The sequence below is a fragment of the Xanthomonas sp. GW genome (genome assembly GCF_014236815.1).
Taxonomy (GTDB): domain Bacteria; phylum Pseudomonadota; class Gammaproteobacteria; order Xanthomonadales; family Xanthomonadaceae; genus Xanthomonas_A.
Map to the genome: position 1 here is coordinate 1,748,200 of NZ_CP051189.1, position 25,979 is coordinate 1,774,178.

Here is a 25,979-nt window from a genome sequence, read left to right on the forward strand (position 1 = left end):
TGGCGTGCCACGCGCGGTGGAACGCCGATCGACCCGAAACGAAGGTTTTGCGTCGGGAGCGGGGAATGGCCCAATTGCGGCGAAATGCACGCGCCGGCGCTGCCGCACGCAGGCGGCATACATGCGCAACTTGGCATAATGCTGGTTTCCGCCGAGGCCCTTGCGATGACCGCGACCCCTTTCGACCTGCTGATCAGCGACTGCGACGGCGTGCTCGTCGACAGCGAGGTGTTGGCCGACCGGGTCATGTTCGACGCGTTGGGCGCCTACGTGCCACGGGCTGAGCTGGAGGCCTACCTGGCCGGCAGTTTCGGCCAGACCGCGCACGAGATCGTGGAACGGGTGCAGCGGCATTTCGCGGTGACCCTGCCGCCGGGCCTGTTCGAGGACATCCGCGAGCGTTCGGAAGCGTTGATCGCCGCCGAGGTGCAGCCGATCGACGGCGTCCGCGAGGCGCTGCTGGCGTTGCCGCTGCCGCTGGCGGTCGCTTCCAACAGCCTGCGCCACAGCGTGGTGGCGTCGGTGGCGCGCGCTGGGCTGAGCGAACGGGTGAACGGCCACATCTTCGGCGCCGACATGGTGGCGCGGCCGAAGCCGGCGCCGGACGTCTACCTGCTGGCCGCACACACGCTGGGTGCGGCGCCGCCGCGTTGCCTGGTGATCGAGGACAGCGTCACCGGCGCCAGCGCGGCGCTGGCTGCGGGCATGACCGTGATCGGTTTCACCGGCGCGGCGCATATCCCGCCGGGCCATGCCGACACCCTGCGCCAACTCGGCGTGGCGGCGGTGATGGAGCACATGCGGCAGTTGCCGCAGGTCTACGCGGAACTGGTGCGCGCGGCGGCGGCGTAGTTTCGATCGGGAGGTCGCGCTGCCGGGTGTGGCGACGCAAAAGCGCACAGCCGGGGCTGTCCGCTCGCTGGAGCCTTCGCGTAGCGTCGCGGACGGCGAGAGTCGCTCCGGACAGCGTCTCGCCATTCGTGGTGCGTGTCTTCTTCGTGCTGCCTGTCGCGGCTGAAGCCGCTCCTACATGGGGTGGCGCGTGTTCAAAGCATGTCGGAGTGCGCGCTTACGCACCGGAGCGTCATGGCGTGCCTTCCGCAGCCGCGATGCCCTCGGGCACCGCGCTGCCGCCTTTGCCAATCCCAAATCCCCAATCCCGGCTTTCCACAGCCGAATGGCTGGTCATCCCGGCCTTTCAACAACAACGAAACCCGCTCTTGCCGCCATAGCGTGCTTCCTGGCGCTCGCGGAAGAAGGTCTTGTAGTCCATCGGTTGCCGGTCGGGATGTTTCTCCAGCACGTGGCGCACGTAGTTGTCGTAGTCGGGAATGCCGCAGCACAGCCGCGCGGTCTGCACCAGGCGCCGCCACAGCCGGCGGTGCGCCTGGTATTGCCCGACCGGAACCAGGTCGTTGCTCATCACACGTCCGCCATCTGGTGCGGCTGCAGCGCCACGTATGCGGTTTCCTTGTCGCTGCGCTGCGGGTTGCGGCGCGCGGCGAGGATGGTCTTGACCGAGTAGATCAGGATCGAGAACACCACGAACAGGAACAGCGCGGTCAGCCCGGTGTTGACGTAGGCGTTGGTGACGATCTGCTGCATCTGCGGCAAAGTCTTGGCCGGCGCGGTGATGGTGCCGCTGGCGATCGCGTCCTGGAACTTGTGCGCTTGCGCCAGGAAGCCCTGCGCCGGATTCGGGTCGAAGATCTTGATCAGCCCGGCGTAGGTGGTGCAGATCAGCAGCCACAGCGCCGGCACGATGGTGACCCAGGCGTAGCGGTCGCGCTTCATCTTGAACAGCACCACCGTGCCCAGCATCAGCGCGATGCCGGCGAGCATCTGGTTGGAGATGCCGAACAGCGGCCACAGCGTGCGGATGCCGCCGTACGGATCCTTGACCCCGGTGTACAGCAGGTAGCCCCACAGCGCCACGCAGCCGCCGGTGGCGACGATGTTGGCGGCCCACGACTCGGTCCGCTTCAGCGCCGGCACGAAGTTGCCGAGCAGGTCCTGCAGCATGAAGCGTCCGGCGCGGGTGCCGGCGTCGACCGCGGTGAGGATGAACAGCGCCTCGAACAGGATCGCGAAGTGGTACCAGAACGCCATCATGTCCTCGCCCGGCAGCAACTGGTGCAGGATCTGCGCGATGCCCACCGCCAGGGTCGGGGCGCCGCCGGCGCGGGCCAGGATGGTGGTCTCACCGATGTCGCGCGCGGTGGCCTCGAGCACCTCGGGAGTGATCGCGAAGCCCCATTCGCTGACCTTGGCCGCGACCGCGACCACGTCGCTGCCGACCATCGAGGCCGGCGCGTTCATCGCGAAATACACGCCCGGTTCGATGATCGAGGCGGCGACCAGCGCCATCACCGCGACGAACGACTCCATCAGCATGCCGCCGTAGCCGATGTAGCGCATGTGGCCTTCGTTGGCGAGCAGCTTGGGGGTGGTGCCGGAGGAGATCAGCGCATGGAAACCGGACACCGCACCGCAGGCGATGGTGATGAACAGGAACGGGAAGATGCCGCCGGTCCACACCGGGCCCATGCCGTTGTGTGCGTACTGGGTCAGCGCCGGCATCTTCAGGTCGGGCATGACCACCAGGATGCCGATGGCTAGGGCGATGATGGTGCCGATCTTGAGGAAGGTGGACAGGTAGTCGCGCGGCGCCAGCAGCAGCCACACCGGCAGCACCGAGGCGACGAAGCCGTAGCCGATCAGCATCCAGGTGATCTGCACGTCGGTGAAAGTGAAGGCCGGGCCCCAGGTCGGATCGGCGGCGACCCTGCCGCCGAACCAGATCGCGGCCAGCAGCAGGATCAGCCCGACCACCGAGATCTCGCCGATCTTGCCGGGGCGGATGTAGCGCATATACACGCCCATCATGATCGCGATCGGCATCGTCGCGATCACCGTGAACATGCCCCACGGACTTTCCGCCAGCGCCTTGACCACCACCATCGCCAGCACCGCCAGGATGATGATCATGATCAGGAACGCGCCGAACAGGGCGATGGTGCCGGGCACCTGGCCCATCTCCTCGCGCACCAGGTCGCCGAGCGAGCGGCCGTTGCGGCGGCTGGACAGGAACAGCACCACGAAGTCCTGCACCGCGCCGGCGAACACCACGCCGACCACCAGCCACAGCAACCCGGGCAGGTAGCCCATCTGTGCGGCGAGCACCGGGCCGACCAGCGGTCCGGCGCCGGCGATGGCGGCGAAGTGGTGGCCGAACAGCACGTGCTTGTTGGTCGGCACGTAATCCAGGCCGTCGTTGTTGAGCACGGCGGGCGTGGCCCGGGTGGGGTCCAGTTGCATCACCTTGGTGGCGATGAACAGGCTGTAGAAGCGATACGCGATCAGGTAGATCGAGACCGCGGCGACCACGATCCACAGCGCGTTGATGTGTTCGCCGCGGCGCAGGGCGATGGTACCCAGGCAGAACGCCGCCAGCACCGCGAGCGCGGCCCAGGCCAGTTTGGAAAACCCTTTCATGCAGATCGCTCCCCCACAAGATTCCCGCAAGGTTCGCCCCGATGGCCTGGGGGGTCAATGCCGGGACAGGTTATGGCCCTAGTACTTTGGTCGTAGACAATTGCTCCTCTTCTACCGGGAGAGGGGTTGGGGTGAGGGTACGAGGCGAAGTCCCCGCAAACCAGCTTGCGCTAACGGACGCTGCACGAGGCTGCGCCCGACCCTCATCCGCCCCTGCGGGGCACCTTCCCCCGAAAAGGGGGCCATGGTCCCGGTGGGAGAAGGAACAGCCGTAGCCCCTCTCCCATAGGGAGAGGGGTTGGGGTGAGGGTACGGCGCGAAGCGTCTCGTGGAGTTTGGGTGCACGAGGCTGCGCCCGGACCAAGGGGGCCATGGTCCCGAGGGGAGAAGGGAGCAACTGCTGGCCCCCCCGCGATGGAACGATGGGTTGCGCGCATCGCGATTGGCCGCCGGCAGCGGCACGCCCATATTCGGTGCTTCACCAGGAGATCGCCTGCATGACCGACACCCTCACCGCCGCCCCCGCGCGCATCGCGCGCACCATCCGTGGCCGCGCCACCGCCGACGGCGACGGGGTCCGGCTGACCCGCGTCATCGGCGGTGCCGAGCTGCCCGAGCTGGACCCGTTCCTGCTGCTCGACGAATTCGGCACCGACCGCGCCGAGGACTACATCGGCGGTTTCCCCAGCCATCCGCACCGCGGTTTCGAGACCGTCACCTACATGCTCGACGGGCGCATGCGGCACAAGGACAACCATGGCAACGAAGGCCTGCTGACCCCGGGCAGCGTGCAGTGGATGACCGCTGGTCGCGGCCTGGTGCATTCGGAGATGCCGGAACAGGAGTCCGGGCGCATGCGCGGCTTCCAGCTGTGGGTGAACCTGCCGGCGCGCGACAAAATGACCGCGCCGCGCTACCAGGAGTTCGCGCCCGAGCGCATCCCGCTGGCGCATCCGGCGCCTGGGGTGACGGTCAAGGTGATCGCCGGCCAGGTCGGCGACGTGCACGGGCCGATCGCGCAGCCGGCCACCGATCCGCTGTATCTGGACATCGCGCTGGATGCGGACGCGCGCTGGGACTCCCTGCTGCCGGCCGGGCACAACGCGTTCGCCTACGCCTACGAGGGCGCCGCGACGCTGGGCGAGGGCGAGGCCGCGCGCGAGCTGCCGGCGCAGACCCTGGCCGTGCTCGGCGGCGGCGACCTGCTGCAGTTGCAGGCCGGAACGGCGGGCGCACGGCTGATCCTGGTCGCCGGCCGCCCGCTGCGCGAGCCGGTGGCGCGGCACGGGCCGTTCGTGATGAACACGCGCGAGGAGCTGATGCAGGCCTTCGTGGATTTCCAGGAAGGGCGGTTCTAGCGGGTTGGGGTGGCGGTCGACACCCCATGAACCCTGTAGGAGCGGCTTCAGCCGCGACAGGTTCTATCCGTAGAGTCTGTCGCGGCTGAAGCCGCTCCTACAAGGGCTTCGTCGACTCAGCGATCCAGCGCCACGCTGGTCGGGCGCATGTCCAGTCCCTGCACCAGCGACTGCAGCGATTGCAGTTCCTGCACGTCGCCGGCATCGATCCAGACCTGGGCGTAGTGGTCCTTGCCCAGCTCGACCACGGTGACCCGGCGCGAGGCCAGGCCCGGCGCATCGACTCCGCCCAGATCGGGCCGGTACCAATGCATGCTCTCGCCGGCGATGCTGCCTTTCTCTTCGCGCAGGTTGCGCGCCAGCGGGATGTTCGGGTCGCGCGAGGTCAGCATCATGCCGAGCACCTGGCGGCCGTCGGCGGCCGTCGCGCGGCACACGATGAAGCCCTTGTCGCTGCGCTCGCTCCACTGCAGCTTGGACTGCGGCGGCAGTTGCGGACAGTTCTGCGCCTGTTGCGCCATGGCCGTGGCCGCCGCCAGCACGGCAGGCAGGACCGACAGGCCGGTGAGCCAGTTTGCAACCCTCATTCGCGATGTCCCCATGCACCGTCGCGCCGCGACGGTATCGATCTTCAGCGCACGCCGACGCAGGCCGCACGGCACGTCACCCTCATTCCTTTGCGGGATCCGCGTGCAGTGCATACCCCTACGCAATGCGTGTCCCGGTGTGCGGCTGCAGTTGCCCCGGCCGCTGTCCCGAACCATAGCCCAGCTGGCGGCACTTGACAATTGGAATGCGGATCGAAATCCCACGATCTGGCGCTGGCGCGGGAGGCGCTCGCCTGAACGCGGTCAGCGGCCGCTCGCCGCTGCGGCGCCCGTGCCGCGTTGAAGCAGGGGATGCCGCGACGCCACGCGACACTGCGGCCGAATCAAGCCGATCGCGCCGGCAGGCGTTACTTGCTCGGTTCGGGCAGCGGGATGAATTCCTGGTCGTCGCCGGGGATCAGGCCGAAGCGGCCCTCTTGCCAGTCGCGCTTGGCCTGCTCGATGCGCTCGGTGGAGCTGGACACGAAGTTCCACCACAGGTGGCGCGGCCCGTCCAGCGGCTCGCCGCCCATCAGCATCGCCTTCAGCGGGGTCTTGGCGCGCAAGCGTCCGCGCGCGCCGGCTTCGGGCAGCACCAGGTAGCGCGCGGGGATGTCCACGCCGTCCAGTTGCGCCTCGCCTTCCAGCACGTAAAGCGAGCGCTGCACGTGGCCCGTGTCCAGGTCGATCTCCGCTTCCGCGTCCAGGTCCAGCGCCACGTTCAGCGTGTCGGCGAACACCTTGACCGGCGATTCCTCGCCGTAGGCGCGGCCGGCGATCACCCGCAGCCACACTCCGTCGCGGCGCTGCTGCGGCAGGCTGGCGGCGGCGTGGTGGTAGAACGCCGGCGCGGTTTCCTCGGCCGACTTCGGCAGCGCCACCCAGGTCTGCATGCCGTGCAGCGGATGCGGCTGCGCGCGCAGCGGCGTGGGCGTGCGCTCGGAATGGGCGATGCCGCGGCCGGCGGTCATCCAGTTGACGTCGCCGGCGCGGATCACCTGGTCCGAACCGAGCGTGTCGCGATGGCCGATTTCGCCGGACCACAGGAAGGTCACTGTGGCCAGGCCGATATGCGGATGCGGGCGCACGTCCACGCCACGGCCGGGTTCGAAGATCGCCGGGCCCATGTGGTCGATGAACACGAACGGGCCGACGCTGCGCGCCTGCAGGCTGGGCACCGCGCGGCGCACTTCGAAGCCGCCGATGTCGTGGACGCGGGGAGCGATCAGGGTGGGCATGCGCGGCCTCGCGGAGTTGGGAACAAGGGGCACGAGCTTCGCATGCGCGATGGCCGAAGTGGGAGCGTCACAGCAAGACGGACTGTCCCGGACCGGAGTGTTTACTGCGCCGCGTGGGGGCGATGCCGCACAAGGCTGCGCCGGCGCCTCACCGCTAACGGCATGCGTAGTGGGTATGCCAGACAAGCGAAATCGCATAGTGCGAGAGGGCGCGCGTTTTTTGTCTGCAAATTTGTAACTTGCGGTGAAATTATCGACAGCGAACCGGAATAATCGGGCGCTGCCGGCCGGGACCGTCCTGGCCGCAGCGTTGCAGCGCGCTCGCTGCATCCGTTCCCCAACAAGCGAGAACAAGCTGATGATCCGTTCGTCGAAATCCAGCAACACCGTCGCCGCCGTGCTGTCGATGGCGATGGCGGCGTTTGCCGCCGTGCCGGCGCAGGCGCAAAGCGCCGACATCAACGTCCCCACCGTGATCATCAACTCCCTGTGGAGCGCCAAGGCGTTGTGGGTGTCGGGCGGGCAGGGCAGCGGATGCTATCCGGTCAACAACGGCGGCCGCGTCGCCGGCCCGACGCTGCGTACCAATATTCGTTACACCGTGATCGGTATGAGTTCGGCCGATTGTGCCGGCGGAACCGGCCTGGCCGGCGTCAACCGCCAATTCCTGGCGCGCGCACGCCCGGCCGGCATGTACATCCAGATCGTCAACGGCGGGATCAACGTCGGCAACCGCTAGCCGCCAGCGATACCTGTCGCCGGCCACGCGCGATCGCCGCGTGGCCGGCGGCATATCGCATCGCGCTGCTGCAGGTCGTGCTTGCCGCCGCCGCGCGCCGCATGGGCGGCGCTCGATGCATCGGCGCGTAGCGGCTCGATTCAGAACAACTGCCCGCTGTCGGCTGCCTGCACCGCGACCTCGCCGCGGCGCGAGGCCAGCCGGTCGGCCAGACGGGTCGGTTCCGGCAGCCGGTAGCCGCGCAGGTAGCGCAGGGTCCAGTCCAGCGCGCTGTCCACCGCGACGCGGTGGCCGGGCGAGACGATCAGCGGATTGCAGCGCGACTTGCTGCGCAGCGCCCAGCCGACGGTGTCGCCGCGGTGCACGATGGGGCTGCGGTCGCCGGCCTGCGGCCCGGGTTCGTCGTAGCGGCCAGCCAACAGCTTCTTGGCCACGCCGATGCTGGGCAGGCCGCTGATCACGCCGAAGTGCGCGGCGATGCCGAGCCGGCGCGGATGGGCGATGCCCTGGCCATCGACGAACACCAGGTCCGGACGCTGCCGCAGCAGGGCCAGCGCGGCCAGCAGCGCCGGCAGTTCGCGAAAGCTAAGCAGTCCCGGCACGTAGGGCATCGAAGTCGGCACGCGGGCGATCTCTGCCTGCTGCGGTTGCAGGGTGTCGGCATCGATCAGCACGGCGGCGGCGCGGGTGATGCGGCCTTCGTCCTCGAAACCGACGTCGAACCCGGCCAGCCAGCGCGGCGGGTCCGGCACTTCGTCGTGCAGCCGCACCTGCTTGGCCAGCGTGGCCTGCAGCGCCCGCGCCTGCACGATGCTGCCGTCCCAGTCGCCGAAGACCGTGTGCGAAGAAGTGTCCATGTAGCGATGATCGCGCGGTGGTCGTGGCTGTGGCGTGGAGGAGCTGGGAATGGGGAAACGGGAATGGGGAGTCGTTGAAGCAGGTTCCTGATCGATGTCTTGCGACGAGAGGTCGCGGTCTCGACAAGAGGGTGACGGTGGTCAGCGCCGATCCGCTTGCGTTCCGGCGTAGCGCCAGCCCGGCGCGCCTTGTAGGAGCGGCTTCAGCCGCGACAGATCGCCACGGCAAGGCGCGCTGGAACGCCAGGCCGTTTCCCATTCCCCATTCCCATTTCCCCATTCCCAGCCGTCACATCCCGCTACAATCCAGGGCCGCACGACCCACGCATCCCCCAACGGAGACCGTCGCAGTGACCCGCAAACTCGTACTGTTGCGCCATGGCCAGAGCCAGTGGAACCTGGATAACCGCTTCACCGGCTGGGTGGACGTGGATCTCACCGAGCAAGGCCGCCAGGAAGCCGCCGCCGCCGGGCGCCTGCTGCGCGAGGAGGGGCTGCAGTTCGACGTGGCGCACACCTCGGTGCTCAAGCGCGCCATCCACACCCTGCAGGGCGCGCTGAAGGAGCTGGATCAGGACTGGCTGCCGGTGCACAAGAGCTGGCGCCTCAACGAACGCCACTACGGCGGCCTGCAGGGCCTGGACAAGGCCGAGACCGCGGCCAAGCACGGCGAGGAGCAGGTCAAGATCTGGCGCCGTTCCTACGACATCCCGCCGCCGCCGATGGACGCCGACGATCCGGGCCATCCGTTGCACGACCGCCGCTACGCCACGCTCGACCGCAATGCGTTGCCGGCCACCGAGTCGCTGGCGACCACGCTCGAGCGCGTGCTGCCGTACTGGCACGATGCGATCGCGCCGCAGCTGAAGGCCGGGCAGACCGTGCTGGTCACCGCGCACGGCAACTCGCTGCGCGCGCTGTACAAGTATTTGAACGGCGTCTCGCGCGAGGAAATCCTGGAACTCAATATCCCCACCGGCATCCCGCTGCTGTTCGAGCTGGACGACGAATTGAAGGTGCAGTCCTACCGCTATCTCGGCGATCCGGAAGCGGCGAAGAAGGCGGCCGAGGCGGTGGCCAACCAGGGCAAGGCCAAGTAACACGCTGGCGCTACGCCTCGCATCAAGGAGGATGGGATGTTCGCATTCAGCATCTGGCATTTCGTGATTCTGTTCGTCTTGCTGGCGGTGCCGGTGCTTGTGTTCGCGGCGGTGTGGCTGGCGATGCGCGCCGACCGGCGTGCGCAAGCGTCGCGCCGCGCCGCTGCGCCACCACCGCTGCCGCCCGCGGCATCGGTGGAAACGCGGTTGCGCGCGCTCGATGCGTTGCGCGCGCAAGGCCTGGTCGACCAGGCGGAATTCGAACGCCGGCGCCAGCAGATCCTCGCCGATCTGTAGGCGCGCGGCGCGGCGGCGAGCGGCCTCAGTCGTCGCCGCTCGCGTCCACCCACACCCGCATCTCGCCTTCGCCGCGGTTGGCCCAGGCGAAGTAGGGCACGAAGGTCAGGGTCTGCGCCTGCCGCGACGGCGGCGGCGCGTCGTAGCGATACAGCGGCGAGGCGTCGGCCTGCGCGTCGTCGTGGCCGTGCAGGCGTTCGCCTTCGACCTGCAGCAGCACCTGGCCGGCCAGGGTGCCGCTGCCGGGTTCGCTGCGGATCGCCGCGTCGGCGGGCAGGCGCAGCTGGTGCAGTTGCGTGCCGTTGTCGGCCTGCTCCAGGCAATACACCAATGGCCCGCGCTGCAGCGCGACCTTGCCGGCCAGATGGCGCACGCGCGGATGCCCGCTGACCCGCATCACCGGCATCGGCAGGTGCAGGTGCAGGGTGTCGCCGCGTTGCCAGCGCCGGCGCAGCACGCAGTAGCCGTGCTGCAGATGCGCCTCGATCGCCACCGCTTCGCCGTTGAGCCGCAGTTGCGGCGCGCGGCACCAGTCCGGCAGGCGCAGCGCCAGTCCAGCTTCGATGGGCGCGTCGCAGTCCACGCTCAGTTCGACCTGTTCCTGCCACGGGTACTCGCCGCGCTGGCGCAGGGTCAGGGTCTGTCCGTCCACGTCGAACGCCGCATCGCTGCCGACGTACAGATTCACGTAGAGCATGTCGTCGCGGCGGGTGTAGATGTAGTGGCCGAGCGAGGTCAGCACGCGGGCGATGTTCGGCGGGCAGCAGGCGCAGCCGAACCAGCGCTGGCGCACCGGCTTGACGTGGTCGAAGCCGTGGTTGCCGTGCACCGTGGGCGGATGCACTTCCAATGGATTGACGTAGAAGAAGTGGCGCCCGTCCAGGGCCATGCCGGCCAGCACGGTGTTGTACAGCGCCCGCTCCATCACGTCGGCATAGCGGCTGTCCGGCGCCAGCTGCAGCATGCGGTTGGCGAACATCATCAGCCCGATCGAGGCGCAGCTTTCGTTGTAGGCGGTGTCGTTGGGCAGGTCGTAGTCGACGCTGAAGGCTTCGCCGTAGCTCTGCGCGCCGATCGCGCCGGTGAGGTACAGCTGCCGCTGCGTGGTGTTCTCCCACAGCCGTTCGCAGGTCGCGCGCAGTTCGGCGTCGCCGCTGTGCCGCGCCAGGTGCGCCACGCCGGCGTACAGGTACACGAAGCGCACCGCGTGGCCGACCGCGGTGGTCTGCAGCGCGACCGGCACGTGCGCCTGGCTGTAGGCCTTGTCCTCGATCATCCACGCCGGCCCGTGGCCGCCCCAGAAGAAGCTGCGCCCGCGCTTTTCGTATTCCTCGTCGTAGTAGTGCGGCGCGGTGCCGCGCTGCTCGACGAAGTAGCGGGTCAGCGCCAGGTAGCGCGGTTCGCCGGTGGCCTCGTACAGGCGCATCAGCGCCAGTTCGATCTCCGGATGCCCGGGGTAGCCATGCAACTGGTCCGGGCCTGGACCGAAGGTGGCGTCGATGTGGTCGGCGAGCCGGCACACGATGTCCAGCAACGCGCGCTTGCCGGTGGCCTGGTGGTAGGCGACGCCGGCCTCGATCATGTGTCCGGCGCAGTACAGCTCGTGGCATTCGGCCAGGTTGGTCCAGCGCTGCTCCGGCGCCTTCACCGTGAAATAGGTGTTGAGGTAGCCGTCGGCCTGCTGCGCGGCGCCGATCAGTTCGATGGTGGCGTCGGCATCGCGTTCCAGCGCCGGATCGGGATGCTGCGCGAGCAGGTAGGCCACCGCTTCCAGCCACTTGGCCACGTCGCTGTCCTGGAACACCATGCCGTAGAACGCGCCGTCGCTGCGCCCGGCGGCGATGCGGAAGTTTTCGATCGCATGGCTGGGTTCGGCATCGGCGACGTTGTCGTTGAGCGCATCCCACTGGTACGGCAGCACCACCTCCTGCACCAGGCGCTGGTAGCGCTGCCAGAACGGGTCGGCGATGCGCAGGCGGTCGAGCGGGAGTTCGGGCGGCGGGGCGAGCGAAAGCGGCATGGAGGAATCGATCCTGGGGAGGGAGAGAGGGGAGGGGGTCAGTGCACCGGGCGCGCGGCCAGATCGGCACCGATCTCGGCCAGCAGAGGCCGGCGCAGGCGGCAGCGGTAGATCACCGCGGCCAGCAGCAGGTGGATGCCCGCCGGAATCAGCGTTTCCAGCAGGGTGATCGCCTGCAGCGAGGCGGCGGTCTGGTGCTCGGCGCCGGCGCGGTAGCCCACGCGCACGAACAGATAGCTGATCACCACCGCGCTCGAGGCCCAGGCCAGCTTGATGCAGAACAGGTTGAAGGCGAAGTTGATGCCGGAGGAACGGATGCGGTTCTTCCACGCGCCGTAGTCGTCGGCGAAGGCCATGATCGAGAAGTGCAGCGGCAGCGCGAAGCCCAGCACCAGGCAGTTGACGAAGATCAGCCCCAGCCACAGCGTCTGCTGCGCCGGCCCGGTGGGCATGCACCACTGCAGCACGCCCAGCGCGGCCAGCGCCAGGTTGGTGTGCAGGTACAGCGCCAGCGGATCGAAACGGCGGCACAGCGCGTTGACCACGATCGCGCCGAGCACCGTGGCCAGCGCCACCATCGCGAAGAACAGCGAGGTGTAGCCGGCGCCGCCGCCGAGCACGTAGCTGATGAAGTACAGATAGCCGCCGCCGCGGATGTTGAATACGTTGATCAGCAGGAACGACATCAGCAGCACCAGCCGCATCTGGTCGTTGCGCAACAGCCCGCGCAGGTGCTCGCCGATGCCGGCCTCGCCCAGCAGGCTGACCGGCACGCGCTCGCGCACGGCGAAGAAGCAGCAAAGAAACATCGCCACCGCCAGCACGCTGAGCACGCCCACGCCGAGCTGATAGCCGTGCGCGGTATCGCCATTGCCGAGCACCCGCACCAGCCACGGCAGCCCGACCGAGACCAGGAAGCCGGCGATGCCGCACAGCACGAACCGCCACGACTGCGCCGACACCACTTCGCGGTGGTCGCTGGTCATGCTGTTGATCAGTGCGCAATACGGCACGTTGATCGCGGTGTAGAACAGCGACAGCAGGAAATAGCTGGCAAAGGCGTAGGCGACCTTGGCCGCGTAGCTCAGCTGCGGGGTGCTGAAGGTCAGCACGCAGGCGATGCCGATCGGCAAGGCGATCCACAGCTGCCAGCCGCGGAAGCGGCCCCAGCGGCTGCGAGTGCGGTCGGCGAGCAGGCCCATCAGCGGATCGGACACCGCGTCGGCGATGCGCAGCACGGTGAACAGCGTGCCCACCAGCGCCGGGGTCAGGCCGAACACATCGGTGTAGAAGAACGTGAGGAAGTTGGCGATCAGGCAGGTGACGATGGTGCCGCCGGCATCGCCCAGGCCGTAGCCGAACTTTTCCAGGCGCGAGAGGCGGTGCGTGGCGGCCTGTTCGGCGCCTGCGGCAACGGGGCCAACGGCGGTCGCATTCAACGGGACGGTTCCTGGCGGGCGCGGGATGCGGCGCCACCGCAAAGTCGCATGCCGGCGGCATCGGAACAAGAGCCGGTGCGGTATAAAAACGGTACGATTCCGACCTGCGCGGCTACGGCGGCGCATGCGGCGATGCCGCGCTTTATTTGCTGCAGTGCAGCGTGCCATTCTCCCAGGGAGACGCTTCCGACATGCTCGAACTCGCAGTCGCCTATCCGATCCGGGTGCAGAACGGCGGACTGTTCATTTCCCGCGGGGTCGGCGCGCACCCGACGCGGGTGATCCAGTCCTACGAGCTGATCTTCGTCGAGCGCGGCACCTTGTCGATCCGCGAACAGGACGACGACTTTCATATCGGCCCCGGCGAGACGCTGATCCTGTGGCCGGGCCGCGAACACGCCGGCCTGGGCCGCTTCTCCGACGAGCTGCGGTTCTACTGGGTGCATTTCGAACTGGCGCCGAACGCCGTCGCCGCGGACGAGGCGACGCTGCTGTCGATGCCGCAACGCACTGCGATCCGCGATCCAGAGCGTTTCGTCGGCCTGTTCCGCTGGTTCCTCGGCGAGCAGGAAGAACGGCGCACGCTGCCGATGCTGGAGCCGATCGTGCTGTCGATGCTGCAATGCGTGGCCGGCGCCTGGCCCGATCCGCACGACTCCGATCGCGCCGGCGTGGCGCTGGCGTACCGCGCCAAGCAGCTGATCGGCACCCAGTTCCACACTGCGCTCACCGCGTCCACGCTGGCCGCGCAACTGCATTGCAATCCGGACTACCTGGGCCGCATCTACCGCCGCGCGTTCGGCACCACGCTGACCGAGGCGATCCATCGCCAGCGCATCGCCTTTGCCGAGAAACTGCTGCTGGTGAACACCTGCACCGTCGACGAAGTCGCGCAGCGCGCCGGCTTCAGCGATTGCGGCTATTTCCGCCGCATCTTCCGCCAACGCCTGGGCATGACCCCGACCGCGTATCGGCGGTTGTACTGCAAGGAGCACATCAACTCGGGGTGAGCGCGTTCGCGCAGCGGCCTACACAGGGCATTGCCTACACTGCGCCGATGTCACGGAGAGTCCGCAAGATGAAGAAGGCGCTGAAATGGAGCGGCATCGCCCTGGCCGCGTTCGTGCTGGCCTCGCTGGCGGCGCTGTACGGCTACGGCCGCTTCGCCGACCGCGCGCAGGGGCCGGCCAGCCACGCCTTGCTGGCGACCGCGCTGCAGACCCCGATCGACCGGGTGGTGGCGCCGTTGACCGCCGCGCATCCCGGGCACAGCGGCATGGTGATCCTGCCCGACAACGTCGAGGCGTTCGCGGTGCGTGCGGCGGCCGCGCGCGCGGCCGGACGCAGCCTGGACCTGCAGTACTACATCTGGCATGCGGATTTCACCGGCAACCTGCTCTACAACGAGCTGTTGCGCGCCGCCGACCGCGGCGTGCGGGTGCGCCTGCTGCTGGACGACATGAACGTGCACGGCAGCAATTCGGTGCTGGCTGCACTGGACAGTCATCCGCTGATCGAGGTGCGGCTGTTCAACCCGACCCGGGCGCGCGAAGGCACGCTGATGCGCGGGGTGGAGCTGGTGCTGCGCTTTTTCAGCGTCAACCGGCGCATGCACAACAAGGCCTGGATCGCCGACGGGCGCATGGCGGTGGTGGGCGGGCGCAACGTCGGCGACGAATACTTCGATGCGGCGCGCGATACCAACTTCATGGACACCGATGTGGCGGTGATCGGGCCGGCGGTGGCGCAGGCCACGCAGATCTTCGACGCCTACTGGAACAGCCGCACCGCGGTGCCGCTCGGCGCGCTGGTGCAGGCCGAGCCGGAGGCGCTGCCCAGGCTGCGCGCCAGCATCGATGCCGGGCTGGGCTCGGCGCGGGCGCATCCCTACGTGCAGCGCCTGCGGCAGGCGCCCAGCGTGCGCAACCTGGTCGAGGGCGATCGCCCGATCCACTGGAGCGCCGAGGCGTCGATCGTGTCCGACCCGCCGGAGAAGGCCGAAGGCGCGCCGCCGCGCGCGGACTGGATGACGCCGCGGCTGGTCGGCGAGATGGCGCGAGCGCAGCGCGAACTGGCGCTGATCTCGCCGTACTTCGTGCCGGGCGCGGAGGGCATGCGCTGGATCGGCCAGCTGCGCCAGCGCGGCGTCGCGGTCGGCGTGCTGACCAATTCGCTGGCGGCCAACGACGTGATCGCGGTGCACGGCGGCTATGCCGGCTACCGGGTGCCGCTGCTGCGCCAGGGTGTGGCGCTGTTCGAGCTCAAGCCGCAGGGCGATCCGGGCGGCAGCCTGTTCGGCTCCAGCGGCGCCAGCCTGCACACCAAGGCGTTCGTGGTCGATGGGCGCGAAGGCTTCATCGGCTCGTTCAATCTCGACCCGCGCTCGATGAATCTCAATACCGAGATGGGCCTGCTGTTCCGCGATCGCGCGGCGGCGGCCGAACTCGAGCGGCTGTACCGGACGAAGGTGTCGGCGCCGGTCAGCTACCGGCTGGCGCTGCAGGACGACGCGGTGCGCTGGCACGACGCCGCGGCGCGACCGCCAACGACCTGGGAGCGCGAGCCGGAGGCGGGGATCTGGCGGCGTGCCGCGGCGCGCGTGATCGGTTGGTTGCCGGTGGAGTCGCAGCTGTAGCGGCACGGACCGTAGCGAAATTGTAGGAGCGGCTTCAGCCGCGACAGGTTCTGTCGGTAATGCCTGTCGCGGCTGAAGCCGCTCCTACAGGGACGGCATTTCGGCGGCGGCGAGCCGCGCTAGGTCAGCTGCTGCACGATCTCGCGCGCCATCGAGCCCAGCGGCAGGATCTTTTCCGCGCCGCCGCGCTTGATCGCTTCCTTGGGCATGCCGAACACGATGCTGCTCTGTTCGTCCTGGGCCACGGTGCGCGCGCCGGCCTGGCGCATCTCCAGCAGGCCGACCGCGCCGTCGTCGCCCATGCCGGTCATGATGATGCCCAGCGCATTGGCGCCGGCGGCGCGCGCGGTGGAGCGGAACAGCACGTCCACCGACGGCCGATGCCGGTTCACCGGCGGCCCGTCCACCACCTCGACGAAATACTGCGCGCCGCTGCGGCGCAGCAGCATGTGTTTGCCGCCGGGCGCGATCAGCGCGCGGCCCGGGACCACGCGATCGTTGTTGGCCGCTTCCTTCACCGCGATCTGGCACAGGCTGTCCAGCCGCGCGGCGAACGCGGCGGTGAACTTCTCCGGCATGTGCTGGACGATGACGATGCCGGGGCTGACCCGCGGCAGCGCGGTCAGCACTTCCTCCAGCGCCTGGGTGCCGCCGGTGGAGGTGCCGATCGCGATCACCCGTTCGGTGGTCTGCGCCAACGGGCGCCCGCCCTGCGCCGGCAGGATCACGTCGGCGGTGTGCTTGACCTCCGCTTCCACCGGCGGCGCGGCGCGGCGCGCGGCCAGGCGCTTGACGTTGGCGCGCGCGGCGGTGCGCACCGTGGCGACGAGTTCCTCGGCCGAGTCGGTAAGGAATTGCTTCAGCCCGAGCTTGGGCTTGGTCACCACCGCCACCGCGCCGGCGGCCAGCGCGTCCATGGTCACCCGCGCGCCCTTTTCGGTGAGGGTGGAACAGATCACCACCGGGGTGGGACGCTCGCTCATGATCTTGCGCAGGAAGGTGATGCCGTCCATCTTCGGCATTTCCACGTCCAGCACGATCACGTCCGGCCATTGTTGGCGCATTTTCTCGATCGCCAGCAGCGGATCGGCGGCCGCGGCGATCACCTCGATCCCGGGCGCGTCGTTGAGCACCGCCACCAGCACCTGGCGCACCACCGCCGAATCGTCGACCACCATGGCCTTGATCGTCGTCGTCATCGGTCGTTCCTTGTAGATGCAGCAGGGGCGCTCATGGCTTGCGGTAGACCGACGGCGCCACCTGCACGACTTCGTTGTTGACGTCGTTGAGGCTTTCCGAATGGCCGATGCAGAAGATGCCGCCGCGCTTGAGCGTGGACAGCACCCGCGCGACCACTTCGCGCTTGGTCTGGCCGTTGAAGTAGATCATCACGTTGCGCAGGAAGATCACATCGAACTGGCCGAGGTTGGGCAGCGACGCATTGAGGTTGGCGTGCAGGAAGCGCACGTTGTCGCGCAGCTTGCGGTCGATCAGCAGGCTACCTTCGTATTCGCCGCGGCCTTTCAGGCAGTAGCGCTTGAGCAGGGCGGGCGGCATGTGCTCGATGCGCTGCAGCGGATAGTGGCCGGTGCGCGCCTTGGCCAGCACGCGGGTGCTGATGTCGGTGCCGACCACTTCGTAGGCGCGACCTTGCAGCGTGTCGTCCAGCACCATCGCCATGCTGTAGGCCTCCTCGCCGGTGGAACTGGCCGCGCTCCAGATGCGGAACGGCGCGTTGCCCTTGTGCTCGCTGGCCAGCTTGCGCAGCAGGTCGAAGTGCTTGGGTTCGCGGAAGAAGTAGGTTTCGTTGGTGGTCAGCAGGTCGATCGCGGTCTGCACCTCGCCGCTGCCTTCGCGGCTTTCCAGCAGCTTCATGTACTGGGTGTAGGTCTGCAGCGAATGCGCCTTCAGGCGCTTGCCCAGGCGCCCGCACAGCATCGCCTTCTTGGCCGGGGAAATGGTGATGCCGGCGGCGTCGAAGATGAAGCGCTGGAACCTGCCGAATTCCTGCTCGGTGATGGTGTCGGTGCTGGTCATGGTGGTCCGGGAGTCAGTGGTGCGGCGCTTGCGCCGAGGTGGGGCCGTGTTCCTGCAGCCGGGTCTGGTGCTCGAGCAGCCAGGTAGTCAGCGCGCCGCCGCCCATCGGCCGCGCCAGCAGATAGCCCTGGCCCAGGTCGCAACCCAGTTCCTGCAGCAGTTGCCAGTCCTCGACCGTTTCGATGCCTTCGGCGACGGTGCTCAGGCCCAGCCGTTGGGCCATGCCCAGCGCCGATTCGAGCACGGTGCGCAGATTGCGGCTGCGGTGCGCGTCGTGCACGAAGATGCGGTCGATCTTCAGTTCGGTGAAGGGGATGCGGGTCAGCTGTTGCAGCGAGGAGAAGCCGGTGCCGTAGTCGTCCAGCGACAGGCCGAAGCCCTGCAGCCGCAGCCGTGCCAGCATGCCCAGCGCGCTGGCCTCGACCAGCGAGCTTTCGGTGATCTCCAGGATCACGTCGGCCGGCACCAGTCCGTGGCGGCGCAGTTGCGTTTGCAGTTCGTCGAGCAGCCCGGGGTCCTGCAGCAGGCACGGCGACACGTTGATCGCCAGGGTCAGGCGGAAGCCGGACTGCTTCCAGGTCGCCAGCCGCGCCATCGCCTGGTCGGCGACGCTGGCGGTCAGCGCATGGATCAGGCCTTCGCGTTCGGCCAGGGCGATGAAGCGGTCCGGCGCGATCTGCCCGTTCTGCGGATGCCGCCAGCGCGCCAGCGCTTCCACGCCGCTGACCTGGCCGCTGCGCATGTCCACCTTGGGCTGGTACGCCACTTCGATGTCGCCGCGGCGCAGCGCCTCGTGCAGCATCGCCGCGTCGGTCGGATCGCCGGCGCCGGCGTCGTTGCGCGCGGCCGGCAGCGGCTGCGGGTGCGCCTGCAACGCCGCATCGAGTTCGGCCGCGCGCAGCGGCTTTTCCAGGCCGGCCAGCACCTGCAGGCCGCTGGCGCGGCCGACCTGCAGCACCGAGTCGATCAGCGCCGAGCCGCGTTGCGAGGCGACCACGATCGGCACGCGCACGTTGCAGCGGGCCAGCGCATCGAGCAGCTGTACGCCGTCCATGCCGGGCATTTCCAGATCCACGATCAACAGCCCCGGCGCCGGCCCCTGGCTCACCCGCGCCAACGCCGCATGGCCGTCCGGCACGCCCTCCACCGCCACCGCGCCCAGCCGCAGGCACAGCGCCAGCGCATGCTCGCGCTGGACATGGCTGTCGTCGACGACCAGGACCGTACCGAATTGGCTGAGCGTGGCGATTTCGGGGGCGAGCGACATGCGGATTCCGTCGGTGGGCAAGGTGGACGCGGCGCGAGGCGCCACGCCGCGCGGGAAACTCAGGCGGCCATGCCTTCCTCGGCAGCCGACTCGACGCCGGCCATGGCGACGAACTCCTGGGTGGACAGCGCCGCATCGGCATCGAGCAGGATCACGAAACGTTCGCCGACCTTGCCCATGCCGTGGATGAAATCGCGGCGGATGCCGGCGCCGAACGCGGGGGCCGGGGCGATGTCGGCGGCGGCGATCTCCAGCACTTCGCTGACCGCGTCCACCAGCAGCCCCAGCACCTGGCGCTCGTTGCCGTTGGCGACTTCGACGATGACGATGCAGGTGCGCTTGGTGACCTCGCTGGCGGCGCGGCCGAAGCGTTGCTGCAGGTCCACCACCGGCACCACCGCGCCGCGCAGGTTGATCACCCCGCGCAAGGCCGGCGGCATCATCGGCACGTCGGTCGGCGTGCGGTATTCGATGATTTCCTTGATGCCGAGGATGCCGACGCCGAACATCTCCTTGCCGAGCAGGAAGGTCAGGAACTGGTCGGGAGCGAGATCGGTGCCGCCGAACGGGACGGTGGATGCGTGAGCGTTCATGGCTGGTCCTCAGAAACTGTCGAAATTGGCTTCGTCCGGCGCAGCGCCGGCCAGCGCGAGCTGGCTGTCGGCGAAACGCACGAACGGCTTGCGCGCTGGGGCGCGGGCGGGCTGCGGCGGCTTGCGCGCGGCTGCGGTCGCGGTCGCCGCGCGGCGCGGCGGGGCCACGCCGGCGAGCTTGAAGAAGCTCATCAGCTGCTGCAGTTGCTCGGCCTGGCCGCTCATTTCCTCGGCGGTGGCGGCCAGCTCCTCGGAGTTGGATGCGGCCTGCTGGGTGGTCTGGTTGAGCTGGCCGACCGCGGTATTGATCTGGCTCACGCCCGAGGCCTGTTCCTCGGAGGCGGCGGTGATTTCCTGTACCAGGTCGGAGGTGCGCTTGATCGACGGCACCATCTGATCGAGCAGCTTGCCGGCGTTCTCGGCCAGTTCGACACTGGAGCCGGCGACGTCGCCGATCTCCTGCGCGGCGACCTGGCTGCGTTCGGCCAGCTTGCGCACTTCCGCGGCAACGACCGCGAAGCCCTTGCCGTGCTCGCCGGCGCGCGCGGCTTCGATCGCCGCGTTCAGCGCCAGCAGGTTGGTCTGGTAGGCGATGTCGTCGATGATGCCGATCTTCTGCGCGATCTGCTTCATCGCCTGCACCGTGGCGCGGACCGATTCGCCGCCGTCCAGCGCCTGGCTGGAGGCCTTGCTGGCCATGCCGTCGGTGACCTTGGCGTTCTCGGTGTTCTGCGCGATCGAGGCGGTCATCTGCTCGATCGCGGCGCTGGTCTCCTCGACTCCGGCCGCCTGCTCGCTGGCCGCCTGGCTCAGCGACTGCGCGGTGGCGCTGACTTCCTCCGAGGCGCTGGCCAGCGCCTCGGCGCTGCCGTTGACCTCGCTGACCACCTGCGACAGGCGCGCGATGGTGTCGTTGACGTAGTTCTTCATCTCCGCGTAGGCACCGTCGTAGCTCTTGTCGATGCTCTGGGTCAGGTCGCCATCGGACAGCGCGCTCATCACCCGCACCACGTCCTGGATGCTGTTGCCGGTGGTGCCGACCAGATCGTTCAGGCCCTGGCCCATCTCGCGCTGGAAACCGGCCAAGCCGTCCAGTGCCACTTGTTCGGAGAAGTCGCCGCGGTTGGCGGCCTGGATCACGCGGCGCTGGCCGTCGATGACCAGCTTCAGCCGCTCGACCATGCTGCGCATCGCATACAGCGCGCTGCCGTTGTCGTTGGCGCGTGTCCTGACGTCCAGGGCCAGATCGCCCTGCGCCACCTTGTTGGCGATCTCGGCCACGTAGGCCGGCTCGCCGCCAAGCAGGCGCATCAGCCCGCGCACGATGAACACCGAGATGCCGGCGCCGAGCAGCACGCATACCGCGATCACCGCGACGATCCAGCTGCGCGCGCTGGCGTACAGCGCATCGCCCTGCGCGCTGGCGGCTTCGCCGCCCTTGACGTTGATCTCGACCAGCTTGTCCAGGGTCGCCGAGGAATCGTCGAACAGGGTCTGCTGGCGGCCGTTGAGCAGGGCCATCGCCTCGCTGGTCTTGAGCTCGCGCGACAGCTGCAGCACCTGCTTGTGCAGCGCCAGGTACTCGTCGAACTTGTGCGCGAAGTCGTCGTAGTCGGCCTTCTCCTCGGGCGAGGAGATCAGCTTGACGTAATGGTCGCGGTTGCTCGCGTAGTCGGCCAGGATCTTGTCCATGACCTGATCCAACTTGGCCATTTCCTCCGGGTGCTCGCTGACCACGTGCTGCAGCTCGGCCACGCGCAGGTCGGAGGTGTTGGTGTTCATCTGCTGGATGTAGCGGATGCTGGGCATCCAGTTCTCGGCCATGTCGGTCGAGGACTGGTTGACCTGGGCCAGCTTGTCGGTGGCGAACAGGCCCATGCCGAGCATCAACAGCAGCACCGAGGCGAAGCCCAGGCCGATTCTTGTACCGATTTTCATGTTGGCAAACACGCGCGTGATCTCTTGATGGAATGTGCGAGCGGTCCGGGCCCGCGCCGCGCGCCAGCTGTGCGGACGCAAGGCCGGACGCCGGGTTGGTTCAGAAGCTGTCGAAATGCAGTTCGTCCGGCGCCGTCACCAGCGCCAGCCCGGCCTCGCCGTAGCTGCGTGCCCGCGCCGGCGCCGCCGGCTTCCTGCTGGCGCGCGGCACCGCGACCGGCCGCCGCGGCGTCGCCGCCGCCTGGTTGGTGCGGAAGAAGCTCATCAGCTGCTGCAGTTGCTCGGCCTGGCCGCTCATCTCCTCGGCGGTGGCGGCCAGCTCCTCGGAATTGGACGCGGCCTGCTGGGTGGTCTGGTTGAGCTGGCCGACCGCGGCATTGATCTGGCCGACGCCGGAGGTCTGTTCCTCGGAGGCGGCGGTGATCTCCTGCACCAGGTCGGAGGTGCGCTTGATCGACGGCACCATCTGCTCGAGCAGCTTGCCGGCGTTCTCGGCCAGCTCGACGCTGGAGGTGGCGACGTCGCCGATCTCCTGCGCGGCGATCTGGCTGCGCTCGGCCAGCTTGCGCACTTCCGCGGCGACGACGGCGAAGCCCTTGCCGTGCTCGCCGGCGCGTGCGGCCTCGATCGCCGCGTTCAGCGCCAGCAGATTGGTCTGGTAGGCGATGTCGTCGATGATGCCGATCTTGTGCGCGATCTGCTTCATCGCCGCCACCGTGGAGCGCACCGCTTCGCCGCCTTCGATGGCTTCGCGCGCGGCCTTGGCCGCCATGCCGTCGGTGACCTTGGCGTTTTCGGTGTTCTGCGCGATCGAGGCGGTCATCTGCTCCAGCGAGGCGCTGGTTTCCTCCACGCCCGCGGCCTGCTCGCTGGCCGCCTGGCTCAGCGACTGCGCGGTGGCGCTGACTTCTTCCGAGGCGCTGGCCAGGGCCTCGGCGTTGATGTTGACCTCGCCGACCACCTGCGCCAGGCGCGCCACGGTGCCGTTGATGCTGTCGCACAGTTCCTTCAGCTGGCCGTGGCAGGCGACGTTGGCGGTGCGGGTCAGGTCGCCGTCCTCGATCGCCTTGAGCACCTGGCGCGCTTCGGTCAGCGGCCCGATCACCGTGTCCAGGGTCTGGTTGACGCCGTCGACGATGCGGCGGAAATCGCCCTGGTGCAGGCCGGCGTCGGCGCGCACGTCCAGGCGTCCGGCACCGGCGGCTTCGACCAGCAGGTTGGTGTCGCGGATCAGCGCGCGCAGGTTGCTGCGCACCTGCTCGATGATGTCGTTGATGAACGCCTTCTTGCCGGGCAGCTGCGCCAGCGGCGCGTCGAAGTTGCCGCGGCCGAATTCGGCGACCACGCCCATCGCCAGCTTCTTGACCGCGATGTGGCCCACGACCATGCGGTTGATGCCGTCGGCCATGCTGCGGAAATCGCCTTCGAAGCGCTGACTGTCGATGGTCACGTCGATGTCGCCGGCGTCGTGTTCGGCCGACATGTGGTTCATCTGCGCGATCAGCCCCAGCATGTTGCGGCGCACCTGTTCGATGGTGTCGTTGATGAACGCCTTCTTGCCCGGGAAGGTTTCCAACGGCGCCTGGAAGTTGCCGCGGCCGAACTCGGCGACGCAGGCCATGGCCTTCCTCTTGCCCGCGATATGGCTGGCGACCATGCGGTTGATGCCCTCGGCGATGCTGCGGAAATCGCCTTCGAAGCGCTGGCTGTCGATGGTCACGTCGATGTCGCCGGCATCGTGCTCGCGCGACATGCGCCCGATCTCGTCGCCGATCTGGCGCACGCCGAACTGCACCTCGCGCAGCGCCAGCAGGATCTCGCAGGCCTGGTCGTTGCGCACCGTCGGCATCACCACCTCGAAATTGCCGCGGGCGAAGCGGGTCAGGGCGGCGGTGGCGATGCCCAGCGAGCGCGAGATCGCGTGCGCCACGTAGGCGAGCACCGCGCCGCCCAGCACCGCCGCGGCGATGGCCAGCGCCAGCACCTGGCCTGGCGGCAGCGCCAGCGCGAAGCCGGCCGCGCTGGCTGCCAACGGCAGCAGCACGGCGATGCAGCAGCCAGTCCATAGCTTGGAAGAGAGTGAGATGGCGTTGGACATGGCTATTTACCTATCGGTGCTGGGTTGCGGGTCCCGGGCATGTGGCGACCGGTTCCGGGTGGGTGGGTGCGGGGATCAGAAGGTTTCGAACGCGGTTTCGTCGAGCCGTGCCGCCGCAGGTGCGATGCCGGCGAAGGCACGCAGGCGCGGCGCGCGCACCGGCGGTGCCGGGGCGCGCCGCGGCAGCGGGGTAGGGGCGGACGCCGCGTTGGCGGGGCCGGTCCTGAAGAAGTTCATGAGTACCTGCAGTTGTTCGGCCTGGCTGCTTACTTCTTCGGCCGTGGCCGCCAGTTCTTCAGCGTTGGCTGCCGATTGCTGGGTGGTCTGGTTGAGCTGGACCACGGCGGTATTGATCTGGCCGACGCCGGAGGTCTGTTCCTCGGAGGCGGCGCTGATCTCCTGCACCAGGTCGGAGGTGCGGCGGATCGACGGCACCATCCCGTCGAGCAGGCGCCCGGCGCTTTCCGCCAGCTCCACACTGGAACCGGCCACGTCGCCGATCTCGTGTGCGGCGACCTGGCTGCGCTCGGCCAGCTTGCGTACTTCCGCGGCGACCACGGCGAAGCCCTTGCCGTGCTCGCCGGCGCGCGCGGCCTCGATCGCCGCGTTCAGCGCCAGCAGATTGGTCTGGTAGGCGATGTCGTCGATGATGCTGATCTTCCTGGCGATCTCCTTCATCGCGTTGACCGTGGCGCGCACCGCTTCGCCGCTCTCGGCGGCTTCGCGCGCGGCCTTGGCGGCCATGCCGTCTGTGACCTTGGCGTTTTCGGCGTTCTGCGAGATCGAGGCGGTCATCTGCTCCAGCGACGCGCTGGTCTCCTCCACGCCGGCCGCCTGCTCGCTGGCCGCCTGGCTCAGCGATTGCGCCGTGGCCGAGAGTTCCTCCGAGGCGCTGGCGAGCGTGACCGCATTGCTGTTGACCTCGTTGACGATGCCGGTGAGCTTGTCGATGGTGGCGTTGACGTAGCGCTGCATGTCGGCGAACGCGCCCTCGTAGCGGCCCTGCACCTTGCAGCTGAGGTCGCCGTCGGCGACCGCGCCCATCACCTTGATCACGTCGCCGACGCTGCGCAGGTTGCCGCGCGCCTGCTCGATGGTGTCGTTGATGAAGGCCTTCTTGCCGGGCAGTTGCGCCAGCGGCGCGTCGAAATTGCCGCGGCCGAACTCGGCGACCACGCCCATCGCCAGTTTCTTGACCGCGATATGCGCGGCGACCATCTGGTTGATGCCGTTGCCCATCGCGCCGAAGTCGCCCTCGAACTTGGCGGTGTCGATGGCCGCGTCGATCTCGCCCTTGTCGTGCTCGGCGGACATGCGGTTGATCTCGGCGATCAGGTGCTTGAAGTTGCCGCGCACGTGTTCGATGGTATCGTTGATGAAGGCCTTCTTGCCGGGCAGCTGCGCCAGCGGCGCGTCGAAGTTGCCGCGGCCGAATTCGGCGACGACGCCCAGCGCCAGCTTCTTGACCGCGATGTGCGCGGCCACCATCTGGTTGATACCGTCGCCCATCGTGGCGAAGTCGCCCTCGCACCTGGCGGTGTCGATGACCACGTCGATCTCGCCCTTGTCGTGCTCGGCGGACATGCGGTTGATCTCGGCGATCAGCTGCTTGAAGTTGCCGCGCACGTGCTCGATGGTGTCGTTGATGAAGGCTTTCTTGCCGGGCAGCTGCGCCAGCGGCGCGTCGAAATTGCCGCGGCCGAACTCGGCGACCACGCCCAGCGCCAGCTTCTTGACCGCGATGTGCCCGCCGACCATGCGGTTGATGCCGTCGGCCATGCCGCGGAAATCGCCCTGGAACTGTGCGCTGTCGATGACCGCGTCGATCTCGCCGGCCTCGTGCTGCTCGGACATGCGCCGCATTTCCGCGATCAGCCCGGTCAGGTTGCGCCGCACCTGCTCGATGGTGTCGTTGATGAAGGCCTTCTTGCCGGGGAACGCGGCCAGCGTCGCGGCGAAGTTGCCGCGGCCGAATTCGGCCACGCAATCGATCGCCTGCTTGTTCACGCCGATGTGCCCGGCGACCATCGCGTTGATGCTCTGGGCCAGGTCGCGGTGGGTGCCGGGCCAGCGCGCCGGATCCATCGCCACCTCGCACTCGCCGGCGGCATGCGCGCTGGCCATGTGGCCGACGTCGGCGTGGAACTGGCGCAGGTCGGCCTGCGCGGTGCGCAGCAGCTGCGTCACTTCGTTGTCGGCGGCGCCGGCTGCCGGCACGATCCGCTCCAGGTCGCCGCGCACCAGCGCGTCCAGCCCGGCGGTAGCCAGGTTCAGGGTGCGC

20 protein-coding genes and 1 pseudogene are annotated in these 25,979 nt (G+C 68.6%); 7 read left to right on the plus strand and 14 right to left on the minus strand.

The window, feature by feature from the left end:
• Positions 1–165: 165 nt before the first annotated feature.
• Positions 166–852: an HAD family hydrolase gene (locus HEP73_RS07355; protein WP_185822684.1), complete on the plus strand. Its 687-nt coding sequence runs from the start codon at positions 166–168 to the stop codon at positions 850–852.
• A 346-nt stretch (positions 853–1,198) separates the two neighbouring features.
• On the opposite strand, the gene HEP73_RS07360 is transcribed toward HEP73_RS07355, so the two are convergent.
• The gene (locus tag HEP73_RS07360; protein ID WP_064539465.1) at positions 1,199–1,423 is read right to left on the minus strand and encodes a YbdD/YjiX family protein; all 225 of its coding nucleotides are present in this window, start codon (positions 1,421–1,423) and stop codon (positions 1,199–1,201) included.
• On the minus strand, positions 1,423–3,495 hold the full coding sequence (locus HEP73_RS07365; RefSeq protein WP_185822685.1) for a carbon starvation CstA family protein: 2,073 nt from the start codon (positions 3,493–3,495) through the stop codon (positions 1,423–1,425). The genes HEP73_RS07360 and HEP73_RS07365 overlap by 1 nt, the downstream gene beginning before the upstream one ends.
• A 497-nt stretch (positions 3,496–3,992) precedes the next feature.
• Between HEP73_RS07365 and HEP73_RS07370 the strand changes: the two genes are divergently transcribed.
• Positions 3,993–4,853, plus strand: a complete 861-nt coding sequence (locus HEP73_RS07370) for a pirin family protein (protein ID WP_185822686.1) — start codon at positions 3,993–3,995, stop codon at positions 4,851–4,853.
• A 116-nt stretch (positions 4,854–4,969) separates the two neighbouring features.
• Here HEP73_RS07370 and HEP73_RS07375 read toward each other — a convergent pair whose 3' ends face one another.
• Together HEP73_RS07375 and HEP73_RS07380 are read right to left on the minus strand one after the other, a co-directional pair.
• On the minus strand, positions 4,970–5,440 hold the full coding sequence (locus tag HEP73_RS07375; RefSeq protein ID WP_185815814.1) for a hypothetical protein: 471 nt from the start codon (positions 5,438–5,440) through the stop codon (positions 4,970–4,972).
• 368 nt (positions 5,441–5,808) lie between these two features.
• Positions 5,809–6,678, minus strand: coding sequence for a pirin family protein (locus HEP73_RS07380; RefSeq protein ID WP_185822687.1), 870 nt, complete (start codon positions 6,676–6,678; stop codon positions 5,809–5,811).
• Positions 6,679–7,036: 358 nt separating this feature from the next.
• Between HEP73_RS07380 and HEP73_RS07385 the strand changes: the two genes are divergently transcribed.
• Positions 7,037–7,417: a hypothetical protein gene (locus HEP73_RS07385; RefSeq protein ID WP_185822688.1), complete on the plus strand. Its 381-nt coding sequence runs from the start codon at positions 7,037–7,039 to the stop codon at positions 7,415–7,417.
• A 140-nt stretch (positions 7,418–7,557) separates the two neighbouring features.
• On the opposite strand, the gene nfi is transcribed toward HEP73_RS07385, so the two are convergent.
• Positions 7,558–8,274: a deoxyribonuclease V gene (gene nfi / locus HEP73_RS07390; protein ID WP_185822689.1), complete on the minus strand. Its 717-nt coding sequence runs from the start codon at positions 8,272–8,274 to the stop codon at positions 7,558–7,560.
• A 350-nt stretch (positions 8,275–8,624) separates the two neighbouring features.
• Between nfi and gpmA the strand changes: the two genes are divergently transcribed.
• On the plus strand, positions 8,625–9,374 hold the full coding sequence (gene gpmA / locus HEP73_RS07395) for a 2,3-diphosphoglycerate-dependent phosphoglycerate mutase (RefSeq protein ID WP_053834518.1): 750 nt from the start codon (positions 8,625–8,627) through the stop codon (positions 9,372–9,374).
• A 36-nt stretch (positions 9,375–9,410) separates the two neighbouring features.
• The gene (locus HEP73_RS07400) at positions 9,411–9,671 is read left to right on the plus strand and encodes an SHOCT domain-containing protein (protein WP_185822690.1); all 261 of its coding nucleotides are present in this window, start codon (positions 9,411–9,413) and stop codon (positions 9,669–9,671) included.
• A gap of 25 nt (positions 9,672–9,696) precedes the next feature.
• Here the strand turns inward: HEP73_RS07400 and HEP73_RS07405 are convergent, their stop codons facing one another.
• Positions 9,697–11,691, minus strand: coding sequence for a glycoside hydrolase family 127 protein (locus tag HEP73_RS07405; RefSeq protein WP_185822691.1), 1,995 nt, complete (start codon positions 11,689–11,691; stop codon positions 9,697–9,699).
• A 38-nt stretch (positions 11,692–11,729) separates the two neighbouring features.
• A complete protein-coding gene (locus HEP73_RS07410) occupies positions 11,730–13,130 on the minus strand; it encodes an MFS transporter (protein ID WP_185822692.1) in 1,401 nt (466 codons plus the stop codon).
• Positions 13,131–13,321: 191 nt separating this feature from the next.
• Here HEP73_RS07410 and HEP73_RS07415 point away from each other — a divergent pair, with 191 nt between their 5' ends.
• The gene (locus HEP73_RS07415; RefSeq protein WP_185822693.1) at positions 13,322–14,140 is read left to right on the plus strand and encodes a helix-turn-helix transcriptional regulator; all 819 of its coding nucleotides are present in this window, start codon (positions 13,322–13,324) and stop codon (positions 14,138–14,140) included.
• Positions 14,141–14,208: 68 nt separating this feature from the next.
• Positions 14,209–15,765, plus strand: a complete 1,557-nt coding sequence (locus tag HEP73_RS07420; protein ID WP_185822694.1) for a phospholipase D family protein — start codon at positions 14,209–14,211, stop codon at positions 15,763–15,765.
• 119 nt (positions 15,766–15,884) lie between these two features.
• Here HEP73_RS07420 and HEP73_RS07425 read toward each other — a convergent pair whose 3' ends face one another.
• The 7 genes and pseudogenes from HEP73_RS07425 to HEP73_RS07455 all read right to left on the minus strand — a co-directional run.
• Complete coding sequence (locus HEP73_RS07425) at positions 15,885–16,964, minus strand: protein-glutamate methylesterase/protein-glutamine glutaminase (RefSeq protein ID WP_185822695.1); 1,080 nt, start codon at positions 16,962–16,964, stop codon at positions 15,885–15,887.
• A 31-nt stretch (positions 16,965–16,995) separates the two neighbouring features.
• The gene (locus HEP73_RS07430) at positions 16,996–17,802 is read right to left on the minus strand and encodes a CheR family methyltransferase (protein ID WP_185822696.1); all 807 of its coding nucleotides are present in this window, start codon (positions 17,800–17,802) and stop codon (positions 16,996–16,998) included.
• 13 nt (positions 17,803–17,815) lie between these two features.
• Complete coding sequence (locus HEP73_RS07435) at positions 17,816–19,075, minus strand: EAL domain-containing response regulator (protein ID WP_458309681.1); 1,260 nt, start codon at positions 19,073–19,075, stop codon at positions 17,816–17,818.
• Between the two features lie 53 nt (positions 19,076–19,128).
• Positions 19,129–19,662, minus strand: a complete 534-nt coding sequence (locus tag HEP73_RS07440; RefSeq protein ID WP_185815827.1) for a chemotaxis protein CheW — start codon at positions 19,660–19,662, stop codon at positions 19,129–19,131.
• A gap of 9 nt (positions 19,663–19,671) precedes the next feature.
• Positions 19,672–21,600: a HAMP domain-containing methyl-accepting chemotaxis protein gene (locus HEP73_RS07445; RefSeq protein WP_221899385.1), complete on the minus strand. Its 1,929-nt coding sequence runs from the start codon at positions 21,598–21,600 to the stop codon at positions 19,672–19,674.
• Between the two features lie 100 nt (positions 21,601–21,700).
• Positions 21,701–23,698 (minus strand): methyl-accepting chemotaxis protein, encoded by a 1,998-nt coding sequence (locus HEP73_RS07450; protein WP_185822698.1) that lies wholly within the window; start codon positions 23,696–23,698, stop codon positions 21,701–21,703.
• A gap of 147 nt (positions 23,699–23,845) precedes the next feature.
• Positions 23,846–25,783 (minus strand): annotated as a pseudogene (locus HEP73_RS07455) (methyl-accepting chemotaxis protein); the annotation flags it as partial.
• Between the last annotated feature and the right edge of the window lie 196 nt (positions 25,784–25,979).

Excerpts from the sequence above, each read along its gene's own strand:
- HEP73_RS07415 (WP_185822693.1), top strand. The coding sequence starts at position 13,322 with ATGCTCGAACTCGCAGTCGCCTATCCGATCCGGGTGCAGAACGGCGGA.
- HEP73_RS07360 (WP_064539465.1), bottom strand. The coding sequence starts at position 1,423 with ATGAGCAACGACCTGGTTCCGGTCGGGCAATACCAGGCGCACCGCCGG.
- HEP73_RS07425 (WP_185822695.1), bottom strand. The coding sequence starts at position 16,964 with ATGACGACGACGATCAAGGCCATGGTGGTCGACGATTCGGCGGTGGTG.
- nfi (WP_185822689.1), bottom strand. The coding sequence starts at position 8,274 with ATGGACACTTCTTCGCACACGGTCTTCGGCGACTGGGACGGCAGCATC.
- HEP73_RS07445 (WP_221899385.1), bottom strand. The coding sequence starts at position 21,600 with ATGAAAATCGGTACAAGAATCGGCCTGGGCTTCGCCTCGGTGCTGCTG.
- HEP73_RS07385 (WP_185822688.1), top strand. The coding sequence starts at position 7,037 with ATGATCCGTTCGTCGAAATCCAGCAACACCGTCGCCGCCGTGCTGTCG.
- HEP73_RS07430 (WP_185822696.1), bottom strand. The coding sequence starts at position 17,802 with ATGACCAGCACCGACACCATCACCGAGCAGGAATTCGGCAGGTTCCAG.
- HEP73_RS07450 (WP_185822698.1), bottom strand. The coding sequence starts at position 23,698 with ATGTCCAACGCCATCTCACTCTCTTCCAAGCTATGGACTGGCTGCTGC.
- HEP73_RS07370 (WP_185822686.1), top strand. The coding sequence starts at position 3,993 with ATGACCGACACCCTCACCGCCGCCCCCGCGCGCATCGCGCGCACCATC.
- HEP73_RS07400 (WP_185822690.1), top strand. The coding sequence starts at position 9,411 with ATGTTCGCATTCAGCATCTGGCATTTCGTGATTCTGTTCGTCTTGCTG.
- HEP73_RS07355 (WP_185822684.1), top strand. The coding sequence starts at position 166 with ATGACCGCGACCCCTTTCGACCTGCTGATCAGCGACTGCGACGGCGTG.
- HEP73_RS07420 (WP_185822694.1), top strand. The coding sequence starts at position 14,209 with ATGAAGAAGGCGCTGAAATGGAGCGGCATCGCCCTGGCCGCGTTCGTG.
- HEP73_RS07375 (WP_185815814.1), bottom strand. The coding sequence starts at position 5,440 with ATGAGGGTTGCAAACTGGCTCACCGGCCTGTCGGTCCTGCCTGCCGTG.
- HEP73_RS07365 (WP_185822685.1), bottom strand. The coding sequence starts at position 3,495 with ATGAAAGGGTTTTCCAAACTGGCCTGGGCCGCGCTCGCGGTGCTGGCG.
- HEP73_RS07440 (WP_185815827.1), bottom strand. The coding sequence starts at position 19,662 with ATGAACGCTCACGCATCCACCGTCCCGTTCGGCGGCACCGATCTCGCT.
- HEP73_RS07405 (WP_185822691.1), bottom strand. The coding sequence starts at position 11,691 with ATGCCGCTTTCGCTCGCCCCGCCGCCCGAACTCCCGCTCGACCGCCTG.
- HEP73_RS07380 (WP_185822687.1), bottom strand. The coding sequence starts at position 6,678 with ATGCCCACCCTGATCGCTCCCCGCGTCCACGACATCGGCGGCTTCGAA.